The 16,240-nt window shown below is 62.4% G+C and carries 17 protein-coding genes and 1 pseudogene; 4 read left to right on the top strand and 14 right to left on the bottom strand.

Annotated elements, in window-relative coordinates; genetic code table 11:
- Positions 1-147 precede the first annotated feature (147 nt).
- The 10 genes and pseudogenes from ASD12_RS00235 to rpoZ all read right to left on the bottom strand — a co-directional run bounded on the left by ASD12_RS00235 (position 148) and on the right by rpoZ (position 8,452).
- Positions 148-796, bottom strand: a pseudogene (locus ASD12_RS00235) (phosphotransferase).
- A gap of 88 nt (positions 797-884) precedes the next feature.
- Positions 885-1,811 carry a GTPase Era gene (gene era / locus ASD12_RS00240; protein ID WP_056580467.1) on the bottom strand — a complete coding sequence of 309 codons (927 nt, stop codon included), beginning with the start codon at positions 1,809-1,811 and terminating at the stop codon, positions 885-887.
- A complete protein-coding gene (rnc, locus tag ASD12_RS00245) occupies positions 1,808-2,563 on the bottom strand; it encodes a ribonuclease III (RefSeq protein ID WP_056580471.1) in 756 nt (251 codons plus the stop codon). The genes era and rnc overlap by 4 nt, the downstream gene beginning before the upstream one ends.
- Positions 2,563-3,312 (bottom strand): signal peptidase I, encoded by a 750-nt coding sequence (lepB, locus tag ASD12_RS00250; protein ID WP_056581888.1) that lies wholly within the window; start codon positions 3,310-3,312, stop codon positions 2,563-2,565. The genes rnc and lepB overlap by 1 nt, the downstream gene beginning before the upstream one ends.
- A 77-nt stretch (positions 3,313-3,389) precedes the next feature.
- Positions 3,390-3,803, bottom strand: a complete 414-nt coding sequence (gene acpS / locus ASD12_RS00255; protein WP_056580473.1) for a holo-ACP synthase — start codon at positions 3,801-3,803, stop codon at positions 3,390-3,392.
- Positions 3,800-4,399 carry a DUF2062 domain-containing protein gene (locus ASD12_RS00260; RefSeq protein ID WP_056580475.1) on the bottom strand — a complete coding sequence of 200 codons (600 nt, stop codon included), beginning with the start codon at positions 4,397-4,399 and terminating at the stop codon, positions 3,800-3,802. The genes acpS and ASD12_RS00260 overlap by 4 nt, the downstream gene beginning before the upstream one ends.
- A 256-nt stretch (positions 4,400-4,655) precedes the next feature.
- Positions 4,656-5,036, bottom strand: a complete 381-nt coding sequence (locus ASD12_RS00265) for a VOC family protein (RefSeq protein WP_200950981.1) — start codon at positions 5,034-5,036, stop codon at positions 4,656-4,658.
- 13 nt (positions 5,037-5,049) lie between these two features.
- A complete protein-coding gene (gene pyrE / locus ASD12_RS00270; RefSeq protein WP_056580481.1) occupies positions 5,050-5,628 on the bottom strand; it encodes an orotate phosphoribosyltransferase in 579 nt (192 codons plus the stop codon).
- Between the two features lie 65 nt (positions 5,629-5,693).
- Positions 5,694-7,922: a bifunctional (p)ppGpp synthetase/guanosine-3',5'-bis(diphosphate) 3'-pyrophosphohydrolase gene (locus tag ASD12_RS00275; RefSeq protein ID WP_056580484.1), complete on the bottom strand. Its 2,229-nt coding sequence runs from the start codon at positions 7,920-7,922 to the stop codon at positions 5,694-5,696.
- A gap of 128 nt (positions 7,923-8,050) precedes the next feature.
- Positions 8,051-8,452: a DNA-directed RNA polymerase subunit omega gene (gene rpoZ, locus ASD12_RS00280; protein ID WP_056580487.1), complete on the bottom strand. Its 402-nt coding sequence runs from the start codon at positions 8,450-8,452 to the stop codon at positions 8,051-8,053.
- A gap of 327 nt (positions 8,453-8,779) precedes the next feature.
- Here rpoZ and ASD12_RS00285 point away from each other — a divergent pair, with 327 nt between their 5' ends.
- Both ASD12_RS00285 and ASD12_RS00290 read left to right on the top strand, forming a co-directional pair.
- Positions 8,780-9,361 carry an NYN domain-containing protein gene (locus tag ASD12_RS00285; RefSeq protein ID WP_056580489.1) on the top strand — a complete coding sequence of 194 codons (582 nt, stop codon included), beginning with the start codon at positions 8,780-8,782 and terminating at the stop codon, positions 9,359-9,361.
- 11 nt (positions 9,362-9,372) lie between these two features.
- A complete protein-coding gene (locus ASD12_RS00290) occupies positions 9,373-10,029 on the top strand; it encodes a uracil-DNA glycosylase (RefSeq protein ID WP_056580492.1) in 657 nt (218 codons plus the stop codon).
- 92 nt (positions 10,030-10,121) lie between these two features.
- Here the strand turns inward: ASD12_RS00290 and ASD12_RS00295 are convergent, their stop codons facing one another.
- Positions 10,122-11,135 (bottom strand): zinc-binding alcohol dehydrogenase family protein, encoded by a 1,014-nt coding sequence (locus ASD12_RS00295; protein ID WP_056580495.1) that lies wholly within the window; start codon positions 11,133-11,135, stop codon positions 10,122-10,124.
- Between the two features lie 110 nt (positions 11,136-11,245).
- Here ASD12_RS00295 and ASD12_RS00300 point away from each other — a divergent pair, with 110 nt between their 5' ends.
- Positions 11,246-11,608 carry a helix-turn-helix domain-containing protein gene (locus ASD12_RS00300; protein WP_200953673.1) on the top strand — a complete coding sequence of 121 codons (363 nt, stop codon included), beginning with the start codon at positions 11,246-11,248 and terminating at the stop codon, positions 11,606-11,608.
- Between the two features lie 38 nt (positions 11,609-11,646).
- Here ASD12_RS00300 and ASD12_RS00305 read toward each other — a convergent pair whose 3' ends face one another.
- From ASD12_RS00305 to dapA, 3 genes are read right to left on the bottom strand one after another with little or no spacing between them, the layout of a single operon-like run.
- Positions 11,647-12,375: a GH25 family lysozyme gene (locus ASD12_RS00305; RefSeq protein WP_056580502.1), complete on the bottom strand. Its 729-nt coding sequence runs from the start codon at positions 12,373-12,375 to the stop codon at positions 11,647-11,649.
- Positions 12,376-12,390: 15 nt separating this feature from the next.
- A complete protein-coding gene (smpB, locus tag ASD12_RS00310; RefSeq protein ID WP_013532594.1) occupies positions 12,391-12,870 on the bottom strand; it encodes an SsrA-binding protein SmpB in 480 nt (159 codons plus the stop codon).
- Positions 12,871-12,895: 25 nt separating this feature from the next.
- Positions 12,896-13,777 carry a 4-hydroxy-tetrahydrodipicolinate synthase gene (gene dapA, locus ASD12_RS00315; RefSeq protein WP_056581889.1) on the bottom strand — a complete coding sequence of 294 codons (882 nt, stop codon included), beginning with the start codon at positions 13,775-13,777 and terminating at the stop codon, positions 12,896-12,898.
- Between the two features lie 291 nt (positions 13,778-14,068).
- Between dapA and ASD12_RS00320 the strand changes: the two genes are divergently transcribed.
- Complete coding sequence (locus tag ASD12_RS00320) at positions 14,069-16,120, top strand: lytic transglycosylase domain-containing protein (protein WP_056580505.1); 2,052 nt, start codon at positions 14,069-14,071, stop codon at positions 16,118-16,120.
- The last annotated feature ends 120 nt before the right edge of the window (positions 16,121-16,240 follow it).

The raw sequence follows: 16,240 nt of genomic DNA on the forward strand, positions 1-16,240 counted from the left end.
CGAAACTCCCCAAAGCGCTATCGCGTTGCTGATTGTGACAGCAGCCAGCCGTCAAAGACGATTCGATGTGAGGTGGCCGCGCGCAAGTTGCGGCGGATCGTCCAGCCTATGTTGCTAGCGCTTGGACAGCGGCGACAACCCCGGCGCTCACGCCCGCTGTGCGTGATCGGCAAGCACTTCATCGATCACATGACGGGAGTTTTCAACCTCACCCGGGTTGTCGCCGATCTGTCCGGCGACCGTGATCAGCGCCTTCCACAGCGTCCAGCCACGACCGCGCGCCCACATCGCTTCATCGGCCGGAAGGCCGGCACGAAACGCCTCCCGGCTTTTGCCTTCAAACAATGTCCACGCGATCGCCAGATCGCAGGAGGGATCGCCGACGCCGGAGGCTCCGAAGTCGATCACCGCGCTCAACCGACCTTGCCTGACCAACAAATTTCCCCAACTGACGTCACCGTGGAACCAGACCGGCGCACCGTGCCATGGCGCGGCAAGTGCCGCCTTCCACACCGCACCGGCCGCGTCCGTATCGATCTTGCCGTCGAGGGCTGCAATCGCTTGCCAGGCTTCGCCGTCGTAGACGCCGAGTGGTCCGCCGCGAAAGAAGTTGTGCTGTCCCGGCGCCGGTCCGCCGGTAGTATCGATACGCTGCAAGGCGACCAGGAACATGGAAGGTCCGGTTGTCCCAGCCGCCCGATGCAACCGGCCTGATCGCAAGGTCCTTCCAGCGGGGAAACTGCGTGGCGACCAATCGGCTGACAAGCGCTATGTCGATGTTTGGCTTGCTGACCATGGAACCCTGGTGTTTCGACGCAATCCCCAGGGGAAAGCGCTGTGCGCTTTTCCCGGGAAAACCGTTTCACACTTTTCCCGGAATTGCTCTAGCGCGGAAACTCGAGCCCCATCTCGCGGTAGCGCTCGGGGTCGTCGCCCCAGTTCTCGCGCACCTTGACGAACAGGAACAGGTGCACCTTCTGTTCGAGGATGCCTGCGATCTCCATGCGCGACGCCTGGCCGATGGCGCGGATGGTCTCGCCCTTGTGGCCAAGAACGATCTTCTTCTGGCTGTCGCGCTCGACATAGATGGTCTGGTCGATGCGCACAGAGCCATCCGGCTTCTCTTCCCATTTCTCGGTCTCGATATGCGAGGAATAAGGCAGCTCCTGATGCAGCCTGAGATAAAGCTTCTCGCGGGTGATCTCGGCGGCGAGCTGGCGCATCGGCAGGTCCGAGATCTGGTCTTCCGGATAGTACCAGGGGCCGGCCGGCAGAGCCTCGGCCAGATAATCGAGAACGTCCTTGCAGCCGGAGCCGGTCAGCGCCGAAACCATGAAGGTGCGCTTGAACGGCACCCTTTCGTTTGCTGCCGCCGACAAAGCCAGCAGCGCTTCGTGCTTGACCCGGTCGACCTTGTTGAGGATCAGCACCATCGGCTGGCGCACATCCTTCAGCCGTTCGAGGATGGCGTCGGCGTCGCCCCTGATGCCACGCTCGGCGTCGATCAAAAGCAGCACGATATCGGCATCCTTGGCCCCGCCCCAGGCGGTGGTCACCATCGCCGTGTCGAGCCGCCGCTTCGGCTTGAAGATGCCGGGGGTGTCGACGAAAACGATCTGCGCATTGTCATGCGTGGCGATGCCGCGCACGATGGCGCGGGTCGTTTGCACCTTGTGGGTGACGATCGACACCTTGGCGCCGACCAGTTGGTTGACCAGCGTCGACTTGCCCGCATTGGGCGCGCCGATCAGGGCAACAAAACCGGAATGCGTGAGGGCAGCTTCCGTTGCCGGCTCTTCGGTGGCGGTCATGCCGCACTCCCTTCATTAGGGCGCCGCGCGCCCTCCGATTTCTGGGCCGATGCGGTGGCCCAGACGCCTTCGCGCAAAAGAAATGCCGAAGCCGCCGCTTCTTCGGCAGCCCTGCGGGAACCGCCAGTGCCGTTTATCGGCGCAAAGCCGCGGACCTGCAAGGACACCGTGAAGACAGGCTGGTGGTCGGGCCCTTCGCGCTTCTCGATCACATATTCGGGGCGCGCATCGCTGGTCTTGGCAATCCATTCCTGCAAATCGGATTTCGGATTGAGCGGCTTTGCCACGACCGTCCGCGCGCGCGGTTCCCAGTAACGCAGGACAAATCGCCGCGCGGCGTCGATGCCACCATCAACGTAAACCGCCGCGATCAGAGCTTCGACCGCATCCGCCAGATAGTTTCCACCCGAGCCACGCGACCGCATTTTCAAGGCAGCGTCGGCCCGGACCAGATCCTCGAGCTGCATTTCGATGCCGATCTCGGAGCATGTCCGCGCATCGACCAGCGCATTGAAGCGTGGCGCGATTTCGCCTTCCGGCGCGTCGGGAAACTTCTCGAAAAGCATGTCGGCGACGACAAGCCCAAGCACGCGGTCGCCAAGGAATTCGAGACGCTGATTGTTGCTGGCCGCCTTGACCGCACTGGAATGCGTCAAGGCGGTCTCAAGCAAGCGGATGTCCTGGAAGACATGACCGGTCTTGGCCTTCACCACACCGGCCAGTGTTTCGCCTGTCGGGCGCTTCAGGGCCATCAATTGACGAAGTGGAACAGGCGCGAAGCGCGCATCAGCGACGGCCATTTCCAGATTTCGAGCGGGCTCGCCTTGCCGGCGATCGAGAAGAAAACAAGATTGGCGCGGCCAACCAGATTTTCCGCGGGAACGTAGCCCACGGTGAAACGGCTGTCGGCGGAATTGTCCCTGTTGTCGCCCATCATGAAATAGTGGCCAGGCGGCACGTCGAATTCGCGCGTGTTGTCGCCGATCGAGTTCGGATTCAAGTCGAGCGTGTCGTAGCTGACGCCGTTGGGCAAGGTTTCGCGATAGACATCGATAGGGCGCGATTCCTCGGTGATGTCGGGATTGTCGATCTGGCCGGTTTTCACGCGCGGCACGCCGACGCCATTGATGAACAGCTGGCCGTCCTTGACCTGGATCTTGTCGCCCGGCAGGCCGACCACGCGCTTGATATAGTCGATAGACGGATCAGGCGGGAACTTGAACACCACCACGTCGCCGCGCTTGGGCTCGGAGCCCCAGATGCGGCCCGAAAAAATGTCGGGGCCGAAAGGCAGCGAATAGCGCGAATAGCCGTAAGACCATTTGGTGACGAACAGATAGTCGCCTTCCAGAAGCGTCGGCCGCATTGATCCCGATGGGATCGAAAAGGGCTGGAACAGCAGCGTACGGATGACCAGGGCGAGCAAAAGCGCCTGGACGATGACGCTGACGGTCTCGCCAAGCCCGCCGGATTTCTTCTCGGATTTTTCAGCCACGCTCATGTCGTCCTCGATTGTGCGTTGGATGGTATAGAGTCTCGGCGCGCGCTGGGCAACGTCATGCCGGTCGTCAGATGCAATCAATGTGGCGCTTCTTCGACGGGCAACGCCTCGATGATCACAAAGGCTTGAGCGAGTGGGAAATCATCCGTGATGGTGAGGTGGATTGCCGCCCGATGGCCCTTTGGCAGGATTTTGTCCAGCCTGGCCTGCGCCCCTCCAGTCAGCGCCATGGTCGGCGCGCCACTCGGCAGATTGACGACACCCATGTCGCGCCAGAACACGCCCTGCGCCAGACCGGTGCCCAGCGCCTTGGCGCAGGCCTCCTTGGCGGCGAAACGCTTGGCATAAGAGGCCGCACGCGCCCGGCGCCCTTCGGAGCGGGCCTGCTCGAGGTCAGTGTAGATTCTCTGGATGAAACGCTGGCCGTGCCGCTCCAGCGACTTTTCGATGCGTCTGATATCGATCAGGTCGCTACCGATGCCGATGATCATCGCGCAGTGGAACCGATGCTTGCGCTGGGATGGGTCGACTGCGCATGACGGACCGCACGCTCGGCTAGGCGTTTGCGCCGCTGCTCGCGGAAAGCGTTCATGCCCCAGCGCGTGACGCCATAGAACAAGAGGCCGAACACCAGCCCGAGCGGTACCGCGCCGATCAGCATCGGCTCAAGAATAGGTTTCCACAATTGCGCAAAGGAGAGGTTATGTAGCATCTCGCCCAGATGCGCCGGCGCGCCGTGCGCCGGTAGCCGATCATGCAAGATGAGCTTGCCTGTTTCCCAGGATGCGCCCCACAGCAACGGGAAGGTCAGCGGGTTGCCGAAAAAAACCGCGCCCAAGGCCGCCGCCACCAGATTGCCGGCAATCATCCAGCACAGAATGGCGGCAATGATGAAATGGAAACCGACGGGAAAAAAGGAGGCGAAGACGCCGGCCGCAACGCCGGCGGCTACCGCATGCGGTGTGGCCTTCAGCCGCAGGATGCGCTTGGAAAAATACTGAAGAGAGCGCGAAAACGAGCGGCGCGGCCAAAGGTAGGTGCGCACCCGCTCGAAAAGGCCATCAGGCTTGCGGCGTCGAAAAAGCACTCTGTTCCCGTTCCACAGCTTCCGCGCCGGCAACTTCGGCCGGGCGTGACAGCCACATCTTGCGCTTGACGATCACCCCATGGCAATCGCAACCTTATATAACGACGCGCTGGCGCAAGAACAACCAAACACCGAATGTGCGGCGCGCGCTGTTGCCGCCCTTCGGGGTGGCAGGTCTTGCTTCGAACATTGGACAATCGCGGCGAATTTAAGGAACCGGCAGTCGCATCGCCGAAAAGCGCGGCGTCGCCGGCGGCTACGGCAGGTATTCGCTGACCTCGACCAGATTGCCGTCCGGGTCGCGGAAATAGACCGACATCATCGGACCTCGGGCTCCGATACGTTCGACCGGACCGAGTTCCACAACAACGCCATTGGCTGCCAGGCTGGCGCATATCTCGGCGAGCGGCCGGGCCGTGATGAGGCAGAAATCACCCGAGCCAGGCGTTGGCGCCTTCGCCTTCGGTTCGAAGGTGCGACCGATCTCATGTACGTTGATCTTCTGATTGCCAAAAGCCAGCGCCGTCGGCCGGCCTGGCGTATCGATGCGCTCAAAGCCAAGCACACGCTGATAAAAGGCGCAGGTTACTTCCAGCGAAGCGACCGTCAGCACAAAATGATCGATGCCGACGACCATCATCGCCTCATCGTCAGATATTGCGGCTGCCGGGCTTGACCGCCGGGATGGCGGCCAACTCCGGTGGCAGCCGGTCGGCCGGATAGGCAGGAACCTCATATTCGGCGAGCGCGATCAGCGGCACGCCGACGTCGGTCTTGCCGGCGGAACGGTCGATGATGCAGGCCGCGGCAACCACTTCGGCGCCAAGTTCGCGCAGGCACTCGATGGTCTCGCGGATCGAGAGGCCGGTGGTGACGATGTCCTCGACGATGACGACACGCGCGCCCCTGGCGATCTCGAAGCGACGCAAGCGGAACTCGCCCCCTTCCCGCTCGACCCAGATCGCCGGCACGCCGAGATGGCGCGATGTCTCGTAGGCCGGGATCAGCCCGCCGATCGCCGGACCGACGACATAGTCGATCTTGCCAGGCACCGCCGCGCGGATCTTCTCGGCCAGCGCCTTGCACAGCCGCTCGGTTTTGTCGGCATGCATGAACACGCGTGCCTTCTGCAGAAAGACCGGACTGCGCAGGCCGGAGGTCAAAATGAAATGCCCTTCGAGAACAGCACCCGCCTCGCGGAAAATGCCCAGCACTTCATCGGTGTTCATGTCTGCCTCTGTTGATTAACCATGATCTTGTCCGAAAACCGGTTCCCACTTTTCGGGATCATGGTCTAGCCATTGACACGCCTTGCATCGCTGACGCTCGAATTGTCCTTGAGCTGCGACAGCAGCCGGTTGAGGTGCTTCAGATCCCAGACTTCGAGATCGATCAGCATCTCGGTGAAGTCGGGCGCGGTGCGCACCATCGACAACGTATGGATGTTGGCGTCGTTCGAGGCAACCACCTGGGCAATATCGGCGAGTGAACCCGGCGCGTTGATGGCGGTGACGGAGACGCGCGCCGGAAAGCGCTCCTTGGTGCGCTCGTCAATATCCCAGCGCACGTCGATCCAGCGCTCGGGCTGGTCGTCGAACGCCTGCAGCGCCGGCGACTGGATCGGATAGATGGTGATGCCGGTGCCCGGCTGGACGATGCCGACGATGCGGTCGCCAGGCACTGCTCCTTCCGGCGCGAAGCGCACCGGTAGGTCGCCGCGCACGCCGCGGATCGGCACGGCGCCATCGCGCGGCTGGTCCTTGTCCTTGCGCGCGGCACGGCCCGGAATTTGGAATAGCATGCCGGCGGCGTTGCGGATCTTCGACCAGCCCTCCTCGCGCGGCTTGGGTGCGGCCGTCGTGACGCGCTCGTCCTTGTAGTCGGGGAACACCGCCTTCATGACGTCGGCGGAAGCGAGCTCGCCACGCCCGACCGAGGCCAACACATCCTCGATGTCCTTGCGCGCCAAACGGTGCAGCACCTGCTTCAGGCTCTCCTTGGTGAAGGTCTTTCCGGCGCGCTCGAAGGCGCGTTCCAGGATGCGGACACCAAGACCCGAATACTGCTTGCGGATGGCGTTTTTTGTGGCTCGACGGATCGCCGAGCGTGCCTTTCCGGTGACGACGACCGATTCCCACGCCGCCGGCGGCACCTGCGCCTTAGAGCGGATGATCTCGACCTCATCGCCGTTCTTCAGTTCCGTCATCAGCGGCATGATGCGGCCGTTGACCTTGGCACCGACGCAGGTGTCGCCGACATCGGTGTGCACCGCATAGGCAAAGTCGATCGGTGTCGCGCCGCGCGGCAACGCAATCAGCATGCCTTTCGGGGTGAAGCAGAACACCTGGTCCTGGAACAGCTCCAGCTTGGTGTTCTCAAGGAAATCCTCGGGATTGTCGCCCTCGGCAAGCTGCTCGATGGTGCGCCGCAGCCAGGCATAGGCGTTGGTCTCCTTCGAGATGGCGTGGGCGGCACCGTTCGTCTTGCCACCGGTGTCCTTGTAGATCGAATGCGCGGCGACGCCGTATTCGGCGATCTTGTTCATCTGGTGGGTGCGTATCTGCAGCTCGACGCGCTGGCGCGATGGCCCGACGATGGTGGTGTGGATCGACCGGTAGTCGTTCTGCTTCGGCGTCGAGATGTAATCCTTAAAGCGGCCCGGAACCATCGACCATGTGGTGTGGATGGCGCCAAGCGCCCGGTAGCAATCCTCGACCGTGTCGACGACGACGCGGAAGCCGAAGATGTCGGACAGCTGCTCGAAGGACAGTGCCTTGGCCTCCATCTTGCGGAACACCGACCACGGCTTCTTCTGGCGGCTCTTCACACCTGCCTTGATCGCATGCTTTTCGAACAGCGTGGACAGCGCCTTCTCGATATCGGTCAGCACATCCTTGTTGCGCTCGAAGATTTCGGCGAGCCGGGCGGTGACGGCGCGATAGGCTTCCGGATTGATATAGCGGAAGGCGAGCTCCTCCAGTTCCTCGCGCATGCCTTGCATGCCCATGCGCCCGGCCAGCGGCGCATAGATGTCCATCGTCTCCTCGGCGATGCGCAGGCGCTTGGCCTCCGGCATATGGTCGAGGGTGCGCATGTTGTGCAAACGGTCGGCGAGCTTGACCAGGAGGACGCGGACGTCTTCCGAAATCGCCAGCAGAAGCTTGCGCAGGTTTTCCGCCTGTTCGGCCTTCTTCGACACCAGGTCGAGCTTCTTGAGCTTGGTCAGTCCCTCGACCAGCTTGCCCATTTCGGGCCCGAACAGCTCGTCGATCTCGGCCCGCGTCGCGGTGGTGTCCTCGATGGTGTCGTGCAGCAGGGCGACCGCGATCGTCGCCTCGTCCATGTGCATTTCGGTGAGGATGGCGGCGACTTCGAGCGGGTGCGAGAAATAGGGATCGCCGGAAGCACGCTTCTGATGGCCATGCTTCTGCATGGCATAGACATAGGCCTTGTTGAGCAGCGCCTCGTTGACGTCAGGCTTGTAGCGCTGGACGCGCTCGACAAGCTCATACTGACGCATCATGGGCGGAATCTCGCGGTGCTGAAATGATTGATGCGCCGCACAAGCGTACGGCGCATCTCATAGATAGCCACGAAACTGACTGGACGGAAGTGCCGGAAACGTATTCCAGGCAGGTCCAGATCGCTCGCTTAGTAGTCGTCGCTCTTTTCCGGCGGCACCAGTCCCTCGATGCCGGCCAGGAGATCTTCCTCGGTCATCCGGTCGAAGGTGATGTTCTCCTCGGCGTCACCGGCGTCGGTGGCCGCAACGGCGGCGCCGGTCTGATCGGCAATCGCCTCGCCATCGGCCTCGGGCTCGTCGACCTCGACATGCTTCTGCAGCGAATGGATCAGGTCTTCCTTGAGGTCGTCGGGCGAAAGCGTCTCGTCGGCGATCTCGCGCAGCGCCACGACCGGGTTCTTGTCGTTGTCACGCGGCACGGTGATCGGCGCGCCCTGGCTGATCTGCCGGGCGCGGTGGCCGGCCAACAGCACCAGCTCGAAGCGGTTGTCGACCTTGTCGATGCAATCTTCAACGGTTACGCGGGCCATGGATGCCCCTTTCATGCGATGGATTTGATGGAAAACAGGCGCGGTCCATAACCCGAACGCCGCCAAAATACAAGCATCATGGCAATGGCCAGGCCGCAGGGCGCCCAATCTTTCGTTCTAACACCCGATTCGGCAAAACCTGTCTGTACTTATGCATTGGGTGTCCCGATCACAATTGCTTGCAGTGCCGCACCACGCCCTTGGATTGCCGCGAAACTGGCGCTATCTCGGATGGCGTAGAGGTCAGCCGGTTTATTGTGAGCCTGACCGATCTTCGCTATCGCATTTCGTTTAGACGGCCGTTTATTTCGAGAAGGAATATTTTCCATGTTCGATCCTCGTGAAAAAATCGCCCTATTCATCGACGGCGCCAATCTCTACGCGACGTCGCGCGCGCTCGGCTTCGACATCGACTACCGCAAGCTTCTGTCGAGCTTCCAGAAGCGTGGCTATCTGCTGCGCGCCTATTACTACACGGCACTGGTCGAGGATCAGGAATACTCCTCGATCCGTCCGCTGATCGATTGGCTCGACTATAACGGCTTCAAGGTGGTCACCAAGCCGGCCAAGGAATTCACCGACTCGACCGGCCGCCGCAAGATCAAGGGCAATATGGACATCGAGCTCACGGTCGATGCGCTGGAGCTCGCCGATGTCGTCGACCACTATGTCATCTTTTCCGGTGACGGCGATTTCCGCACGCTGGTCGAGGCGCTGCAGCGCCGTGGCCGCAAGGTGTCGATCGTGTCGACCATGGCCTCACAGCCGCCGATGATCTCCGACGATCTGCGCCGCCAGGCCGACCATTTCATCGACCTGGCAACGCTGAAGAACGAGGTCGGCCGCGATCCATCCGAGCGGCCGGTGCGCAGGCCCGAGCCAGCCGAAGTCGACGAGGACGACTACTGAGGCCGGTTGCCTTGACCGCCCTTTCCGCCTCCGAACCCGGCCGCGACTGCCCGTTCTGCCCGCGGCTGCACGATTTCATCGCCGACTGGCGGCAGCGCGAGCCATCCTGGTTCAATGCGCCGGTGCCGACCTTCCTGCCGCCGGAGGGTGACCCTGCGGTTCAGTTGCTGATCGTCGGGCTGGCGCCCGGGCTGCGCGGCGCCAACCGCACCGGGCGTCCCTTCACCGGCGACTATGCCGGCGACCTGCTCTACTCGACGCTGATTTCGCACGGTTTTGCGCGCGGCGAATTCAAGGCCAGACCCGACGACGGATTGGAGTTGGTCGGCACGGCGATCACCAATGCGGTGCGCTGCGTGCCACCGGAGAACAAGCCGGTGGGTGCCGAGATTGCCACGTGCCGGACATTCCTGGTGCCGACGATCGCCCGGTTCCCCAACCTGCGCGCCGTGCTGGCGCTGGGGTCGATCGCGCATCAGTCGACAGTGCGGGCGCTGGGTGGGCGCGTCGCCGCCTACCCGTTCAAGCATGGCGGGCAGCTACCGGCCGGAGGCATCACGCTGTTTTCGAGCTATCACTGCTCACGCTACAACACCAACACCGGCGTGCTGACCGAAGCGATGTTCGTCAGCGTTTTCAGCCAGATAGCGGCGCTCTTGCGGACATAGCGCCGCCCCGTCTTTGTTTTTACGCAATTCCCAAGGGAAAGCGCTACGCGCTTTTCCCGGGAAAACCGTTTCACACTTTTCCTGGAATTGCTTCAGAACCCTTCAAGCACGATCTTGCCCTTGGCCTTGCCGGTCTCGATCAGCGCATGAGCGCGCTTCAGATTGGCGGCATTGATAGGACCGAAGGTCTCGCCCAGCGTCGTGCGGATGGTGCCTGCGTCGACAAGCCGGGCCAATTCATTCAGATGCTCACCCTGTGCGGCCATGTCCTGCGTCTCGAACAGTGAGCGGGTGAACATCAGTTCCCAATGGACCGAAACGCTCTTGCGCTTGAACGGATTGATGTCGAGCGTTTGGGGATCGTCGATCAAGCCGAACCGGCCTTGCGGTGCGATCAATTCGGCAATCTCGGCCAGGTGCCGGTCGGTGTTGGTTGTCGAGAACACAAAGGCGGGTGCGCCGATGCCGAGTGCCGCGACTTCACCGCTGAGCGGCTTTGAATGATCGACGACATGATGGGCGCCAAGCCCAAGGACCCAGTCACGCGTCTCGGGCCTTGACGCGGTGGCGATGACAGTCAGATCGGTCAGTTGGCGCGCAAGCTGCACCGCGATCGAGCCAACGCCACCGGCGCCGCCGATGATGAGGATGGCATTTGCAGCGCCCGCGACGGGCTTCTTCACATCGAGACGGTCGAACAGAGCCTCCCATGCCGTGATCGCCGTCAGCGGCAGCGCCGCCGCCTGCGCATAGTCGAGCGAGCCGGGCTTGCGGCCAACAAGGCGCTCGTCGACGAGGTGGAATTCGGCATTGGTGCCTTGCGGCGCCAGCGCGCCGGAATAAAAGACATCGTCACCCGGTTTGAACAGTCTGGCGTCCGGACCGGTCGCAGCCACCCGGCCGGCGGCATCCCAGCCGAGCACCCGCCACGTTCCAGCTTCGGGTTTGGCGCTTCGCCGCACCTTGGTGTCGACCGGGTTGACCGAGATTGCCCTCACCTCGACCAGCAGTTGACGGCCTTTCGGCTCCGGCTTTGGCAGGTCGATATCGACAAGGGAGGTCTCATCGGTGATGGGGGCTGGGATTTGATAGCCGACGGCGCGCATTCTGGTCTCCGCGATTGGTGTTGAGCGTTGTCTAGAGCAGAGATGCGGATTATGTGCGCCAAGCACAAGAATGCACATATAAAGCACATAGTGTCGAAAAGGATACCGTCATGCCGCGCATTCGCCATGAGCGATTCGATTGCAGCCCCGGCTGCGCCGTGGAGGGAACGCTCCGCTATATCGACGGGAAGTGGAAAGGCGTCGTGCTCTACCACCTGTTCGAGGGCACGATGCGCTTCAACGAGATCCGCCGGCGCATTCCCAACTGCACGCAGCGCACGCTGACCAACCAGTTGCGCGAACTGGAGACGGATGGGCTCATCGCCCGTAAGGTCTATGCACAGGTGCCGCCGAAGGTGGAATACAGCCTGACGCCACGCGGCAGAAGCCTGGAGCCGGTGATCACCGCCCTGAAAATCTGGGGCGATGCCAATGTCACGCTCACACCGGAGGTTTCCCAGGCTGCGGCATGAAACGACGGCGACCGATATCTCTCAGTGGTTCAGGGGAATCACTGAGTTCCCGGAGCGACCGGCGATTTAGCAGACAGCGCGGCCAAAACCGCTGGTCCACCCTGCAGCACATTCAGGTCGACATCGCCATTGATGCCGTCGACGCGCCCCCTGTTGTGGTACTGCCAGTAGATCCAGTCATCGCGATCCGGCTCCAGAAGCAATGAGCGAAGCCAGAGCGAACGGGCAGCGATGCGCCCGGCATAGGTTTGCGCTGCCTCGTCGGTCAGATAGACAATCGCAGGCTTGCCGAACGCTGCCTCGACCGGGGCGAGGAACGCGGCCAATTCGGCGCTCAGTTGCTCGGGTGTCGGCCGTTGCGGGCAGTTGCCGCCGAATTCGATGTCGACGACCGGCGGCAGCAGCGGCTGATCATGCGGCACCACCGAGATGAAGTTCTTCGCCTGGTCGGCGCCGGGCCGGCAGAAGGTGAAGAAATGATAGGCGCCGACGGCGAGGCCGGCGGCGCGGGCCTCTTCCAGATTCCGCGCGAAGGCATCGTCGACATGATCGCCGCCTTCGGTCGCCTTGATGACGGCAAAGGCGACATCGTCGGCGGCAACACGGCGCCAATCGATCTGGCCCTGATGATGGGAGACGTCGATGCCCCTGACCGGATATTTATCGCGATCCGGCGAGAATGCCCTGAAATAGAGATAGCCGCCTGCTGCGACGAAACATGCCAAGACGAGGCTGGCCAAACCAAAGAGGGCAATCCGGTTCTTCAAACGAATAGCCCCAGCCTACCCACGCTCCTTCAACAGCCGACCCTTCTCGCGCGACCAGTCGCGCTGCTTTTCGGATTCGCGCTTGTCGTGCAGTTTCTTGCCGCGGCCGACGGCGAGCAGCAGCTTGGCGCGGCCCTGGTCGTTGAAATAGATTTTCAGCGGCACCAGCGTCATGCCTTCGCGGTCGACGCTCTGCGACAGTTTTGCCATCTCGCGCTTGTTGAGCAGAAGCTTGCGGCGCCGGCGAGGCTCGTGGTTGAAGCGGTTGGCCTGCAGATATTCCGGCAGATAGGAGTTGATCAGCCAGATCTCGCCGCCTTCGACCGAGGCGTAGCTGTCCTGGATGTTGGCCTGGCCCTGGCGCAGCGACTTGACCTCGGTGCCGGTCAGCACCAGACCGGCCTCGACCGTGTCGAGCACCTCGTAGGAAAAGCGCGCCTTGCGGTTTTCCGAAACGGTCTTGTTGTTGGGATCGGCTTTTCTGACTTGATTCATGATGCGGAGAGGTGGCGCCTCATCCCTAGTTTATCAAGCCGGCGTGCTTCATGGCCGCATCAATCTTTGCTGCGGTCACATCCTCGACCGTGACAAGCGGCGAGCGGAGCACGTTTTCGACCTTGCCCAGCTTCGACAGCGCATATTTGGCGCCGGAAACGCCAGGCTCGATGAAGATCGCCTTGTGCAGCGGCAGCAGGCGATCCTGCAATTCCAGCGCCTTGGCGCTGTCGCCGGACAAAGTCGCCTCCTGGAATTCCGCGCACAGTCGCGGCGCGACATTCGAGGTCACCGAAATGCAGCCGACGCCGCCATGCGCATTGAAGCCAAGCGCCGAAGCATCCTCGCCCGAAAGCTGGATGAAATCCTTGCCGCATGTGGCGCGCTGCTCGGAGACCCGCTCGACCTTGCCGGTGGCATCCTTGACGCCGACGATATTCTTGAAGTCGTGCGCGAGCTGGCCCATCGTCTCCGGAGTCATGTCGATCACCGAGCGCGGCGGGATGTTGTAGATGATGATCGGCAGCTTGGTCGCCCTTGCAACGGCAGCGAAGTGCTCGTACAGGCCGCGTTGCGTCGGCTTGTTGTAATAGGGCGTGACGACCAGGGCGGCATCGGCGCCGGCCTTCTCGGCATACTGCACGAGCCCGACGGCTTCCTCGGTGTTGTTGGAACCGGCGCCGGCAACGACCGGAACGCGCCCCTTGGCAACCTCGATGCACACCTTGACGACTTGGCGGTGCTCGTCATGCGACAGCGTCGGCGACTCGCCGGTGGTGCCCACGGGAACCAGTCCTGTCGTGCCTTCCGCGAGTTGCCATTCGACGAACGCGCGAAAGGCTTTCTCGTCGAAACGCCCGCTCGTTTCGAACGGTGTCACGAGCGCAGTAAGCGAGCCTCTCAGCATGTCGTCCAACTCCTTGGTACTTCCTTGTTCATGCATGTCGTTGCCCCAAAACCGGTATCCACTTTTGGGCGACATGCATCGGTGTTTTCTCGTGCGCGCCTTCTAACCGAAAGCGAAGCGGCGCACCATAGTCTCGACATGGTTGCGCGGCAAGCATTGCCATGGTGCCAGCAAGCGCAATTCGAACGGCCTCGCTAACTCTTTGTTTACGGGCTCTTCACGACCTAAGTTTAGGCTTCGAGGCATCTTCGCCTGCTGGTAGAATGCCAGGACAAGGAAAGACTTAGGATCATGCCGGGCAGTCGGCCTCACCTTTTCGCGCTGCTTGGCGCCACGCTCGCGCTGATTCCGGGCATGGCGATCGGCGGCAGCGTCGATGTGCAGGTCACTTCGGCCATCCCGATGCCGGGCTCGGTCATCCCGATGCCAGGCCTGCAGGACAAGGCGCAACAGGCGCCCTCGCAGAGCGTCGCGATCTTGAGGAGCGGGCTGGATGCGCTGGCGGCTGGCGACATTCCCGGCGCGCGAGGCGTGCGCGATGCCCTTCCCGATCACTCGCTCGACCAGCACATCCTTGCCTGGGCGATCGCGCTTTATGGCGGAGACAAGGTTCCGAGCGGCGATATCGCCGCCGCAGCGAAGATGCTGCCGAATTGGCCCGGCACCGTCGCCCTGCGCAAGAACAGCGAGCGCGCGCTCTATCGCGAGAACCCTGCTCCCGACATCGTTGTCAGGGCGTTCGATGGCAGCCAGCCCCAGACATTCGAAGGCGTGATGGTCCTTGCCAGTGCCTATGTGGCGTCTGGCAATGCCAAGGCGGCGCGCTCGGTGCTTTCGCCGTTCTGGCGCACCGCGATCCTGGAGGCCAAGGACGAGACGGCGCTGATCAAGGAGTTCGGTAACCTGATCCCGGCTGCCGACCACCGTTTTCGCATGGAGCGCATGTTCTATGCCGACCGCGCCAATTCCGCCCTGCGCGTCGCCGGCCTTGCCGGCGCCCAGCAGCTCGCCGATGCCTGGGCGGCGGCGGACAAAGGCAACAAGAACGCAGCCAAACTGCTGAAGGCAGTGCCGGCGGCACAACGTTCGGCCGGCTATTTCTTCGCGCAGGCCGAATATCTGCGCAAGCACGAGGATTTTGCCGGCGCCGCAGCCATTGTGATGCAGGCACCGGCCGATCGTGACGCTCTGGTCGATCCGGATGCCTGGTGGGTCGAGCGCCGGGTGCTGTCGCGCGAAATGGTCGACCAGGGCGACATGAAGACGGCTTACCGGATCGTCGCCACGCACGCCGCCGAAAGTGCCACCAATGCGGCGGATGCTGAATTCCATGCCGGCTGGTACGCGCTGCGTGGCCTGAGCGACCCCAAGCTTGCCGCAACGCATTTCGCGCGCATCGCCGACCTTGCCCAAGGGCCGATGACGCTGTCGCGTGCCTATTACTGGCTCGGCCGTGCGGCGGAGGTCGGCGGTCCTGGCAACGCCAAAGACTATTTTGCGCGCGCAGCAGCCTACGGCACGACATTTTACGGCCAGCTTGCCGCCGAACGCGTCGGCCGGGAGGCGCTGAACATTGTCTATCCGCAGCCAAGTGCAGCCGACAGGCAGAGTTTTGCCGGCCGCGAGGCCGTCAGCGCCATCAAGCGGCTGCAGGAAGCGGGCTACGACCGCTATGCCGAAACGCTCTATCGCGACCTTGCCGGGCAATTGACCAGCCCGGGCGAACTGGCGCTGCTGGCTGTCCTTGCGGAAAAGCAGGGCAACCATTTCATGGCGCTGAAAGTCGGCAAGATCGCCGGCGCACGTGGCATCGATGTCGGCGCACTGTCGCATCCGCTCGGCGTCATTCCCGATTCGGCTGACATTTCCGGCTCGGGCAAGGCGCTGGCCTATGCGATCGCCCGCCAGGAAAGCGAATTCAACATCGGCGCCGTTTCCAGCGCCGGCGCGCGCGGGCTGCTGCAGCTGATGCCGGGAACCGCCAAGCAATTGGCGAAAAAGGCCGGATTGCAGTTTTCGCAGACACGGCTGACCACCGACGCCGGGTACAATGCGACGCTTGGTTCGGCCTTCCTCGGCGAGCAGCTCGATCGCTTCAACGGCTCCTATGTGCTGACCTTCGCCGGCTACAATGCAGGCCCCAACCGTGCCAGCCAGTGGGTGGCCAGATATGGCGATCCGCGCGGCAAGGACATCGACGCGGTCGTCGACTGGATCGAGCGGATTCCCTATACGGAAACAAGAAGTTACGTTCAGCGCGTAATGGAAAATTACGAGGTCTACAAGATGCGTATTTCCGGCAAATACGACATCGTTGGCGATCTGGTGAACGGGCGGAACTGAGGCTTTCTTTCCTTCTCCCCCTGTGGGAGAAGGTGGCCTCGCGAAGCGCGGTCGGATGAGGGGTGTTCCAGAAAACACCAACACCTCACTCCGCTGGAACACCCCTCATCCGGCTCGGTG

The organism is Mesorhizobium sp. Root102, from assembly GCF_001425625.1.
Lineage (GTDB): Bacteria > Pseudomonadota > Alphaproteobacteria > Rhizobiales > Rhizobiaceae > Mesorhizobium.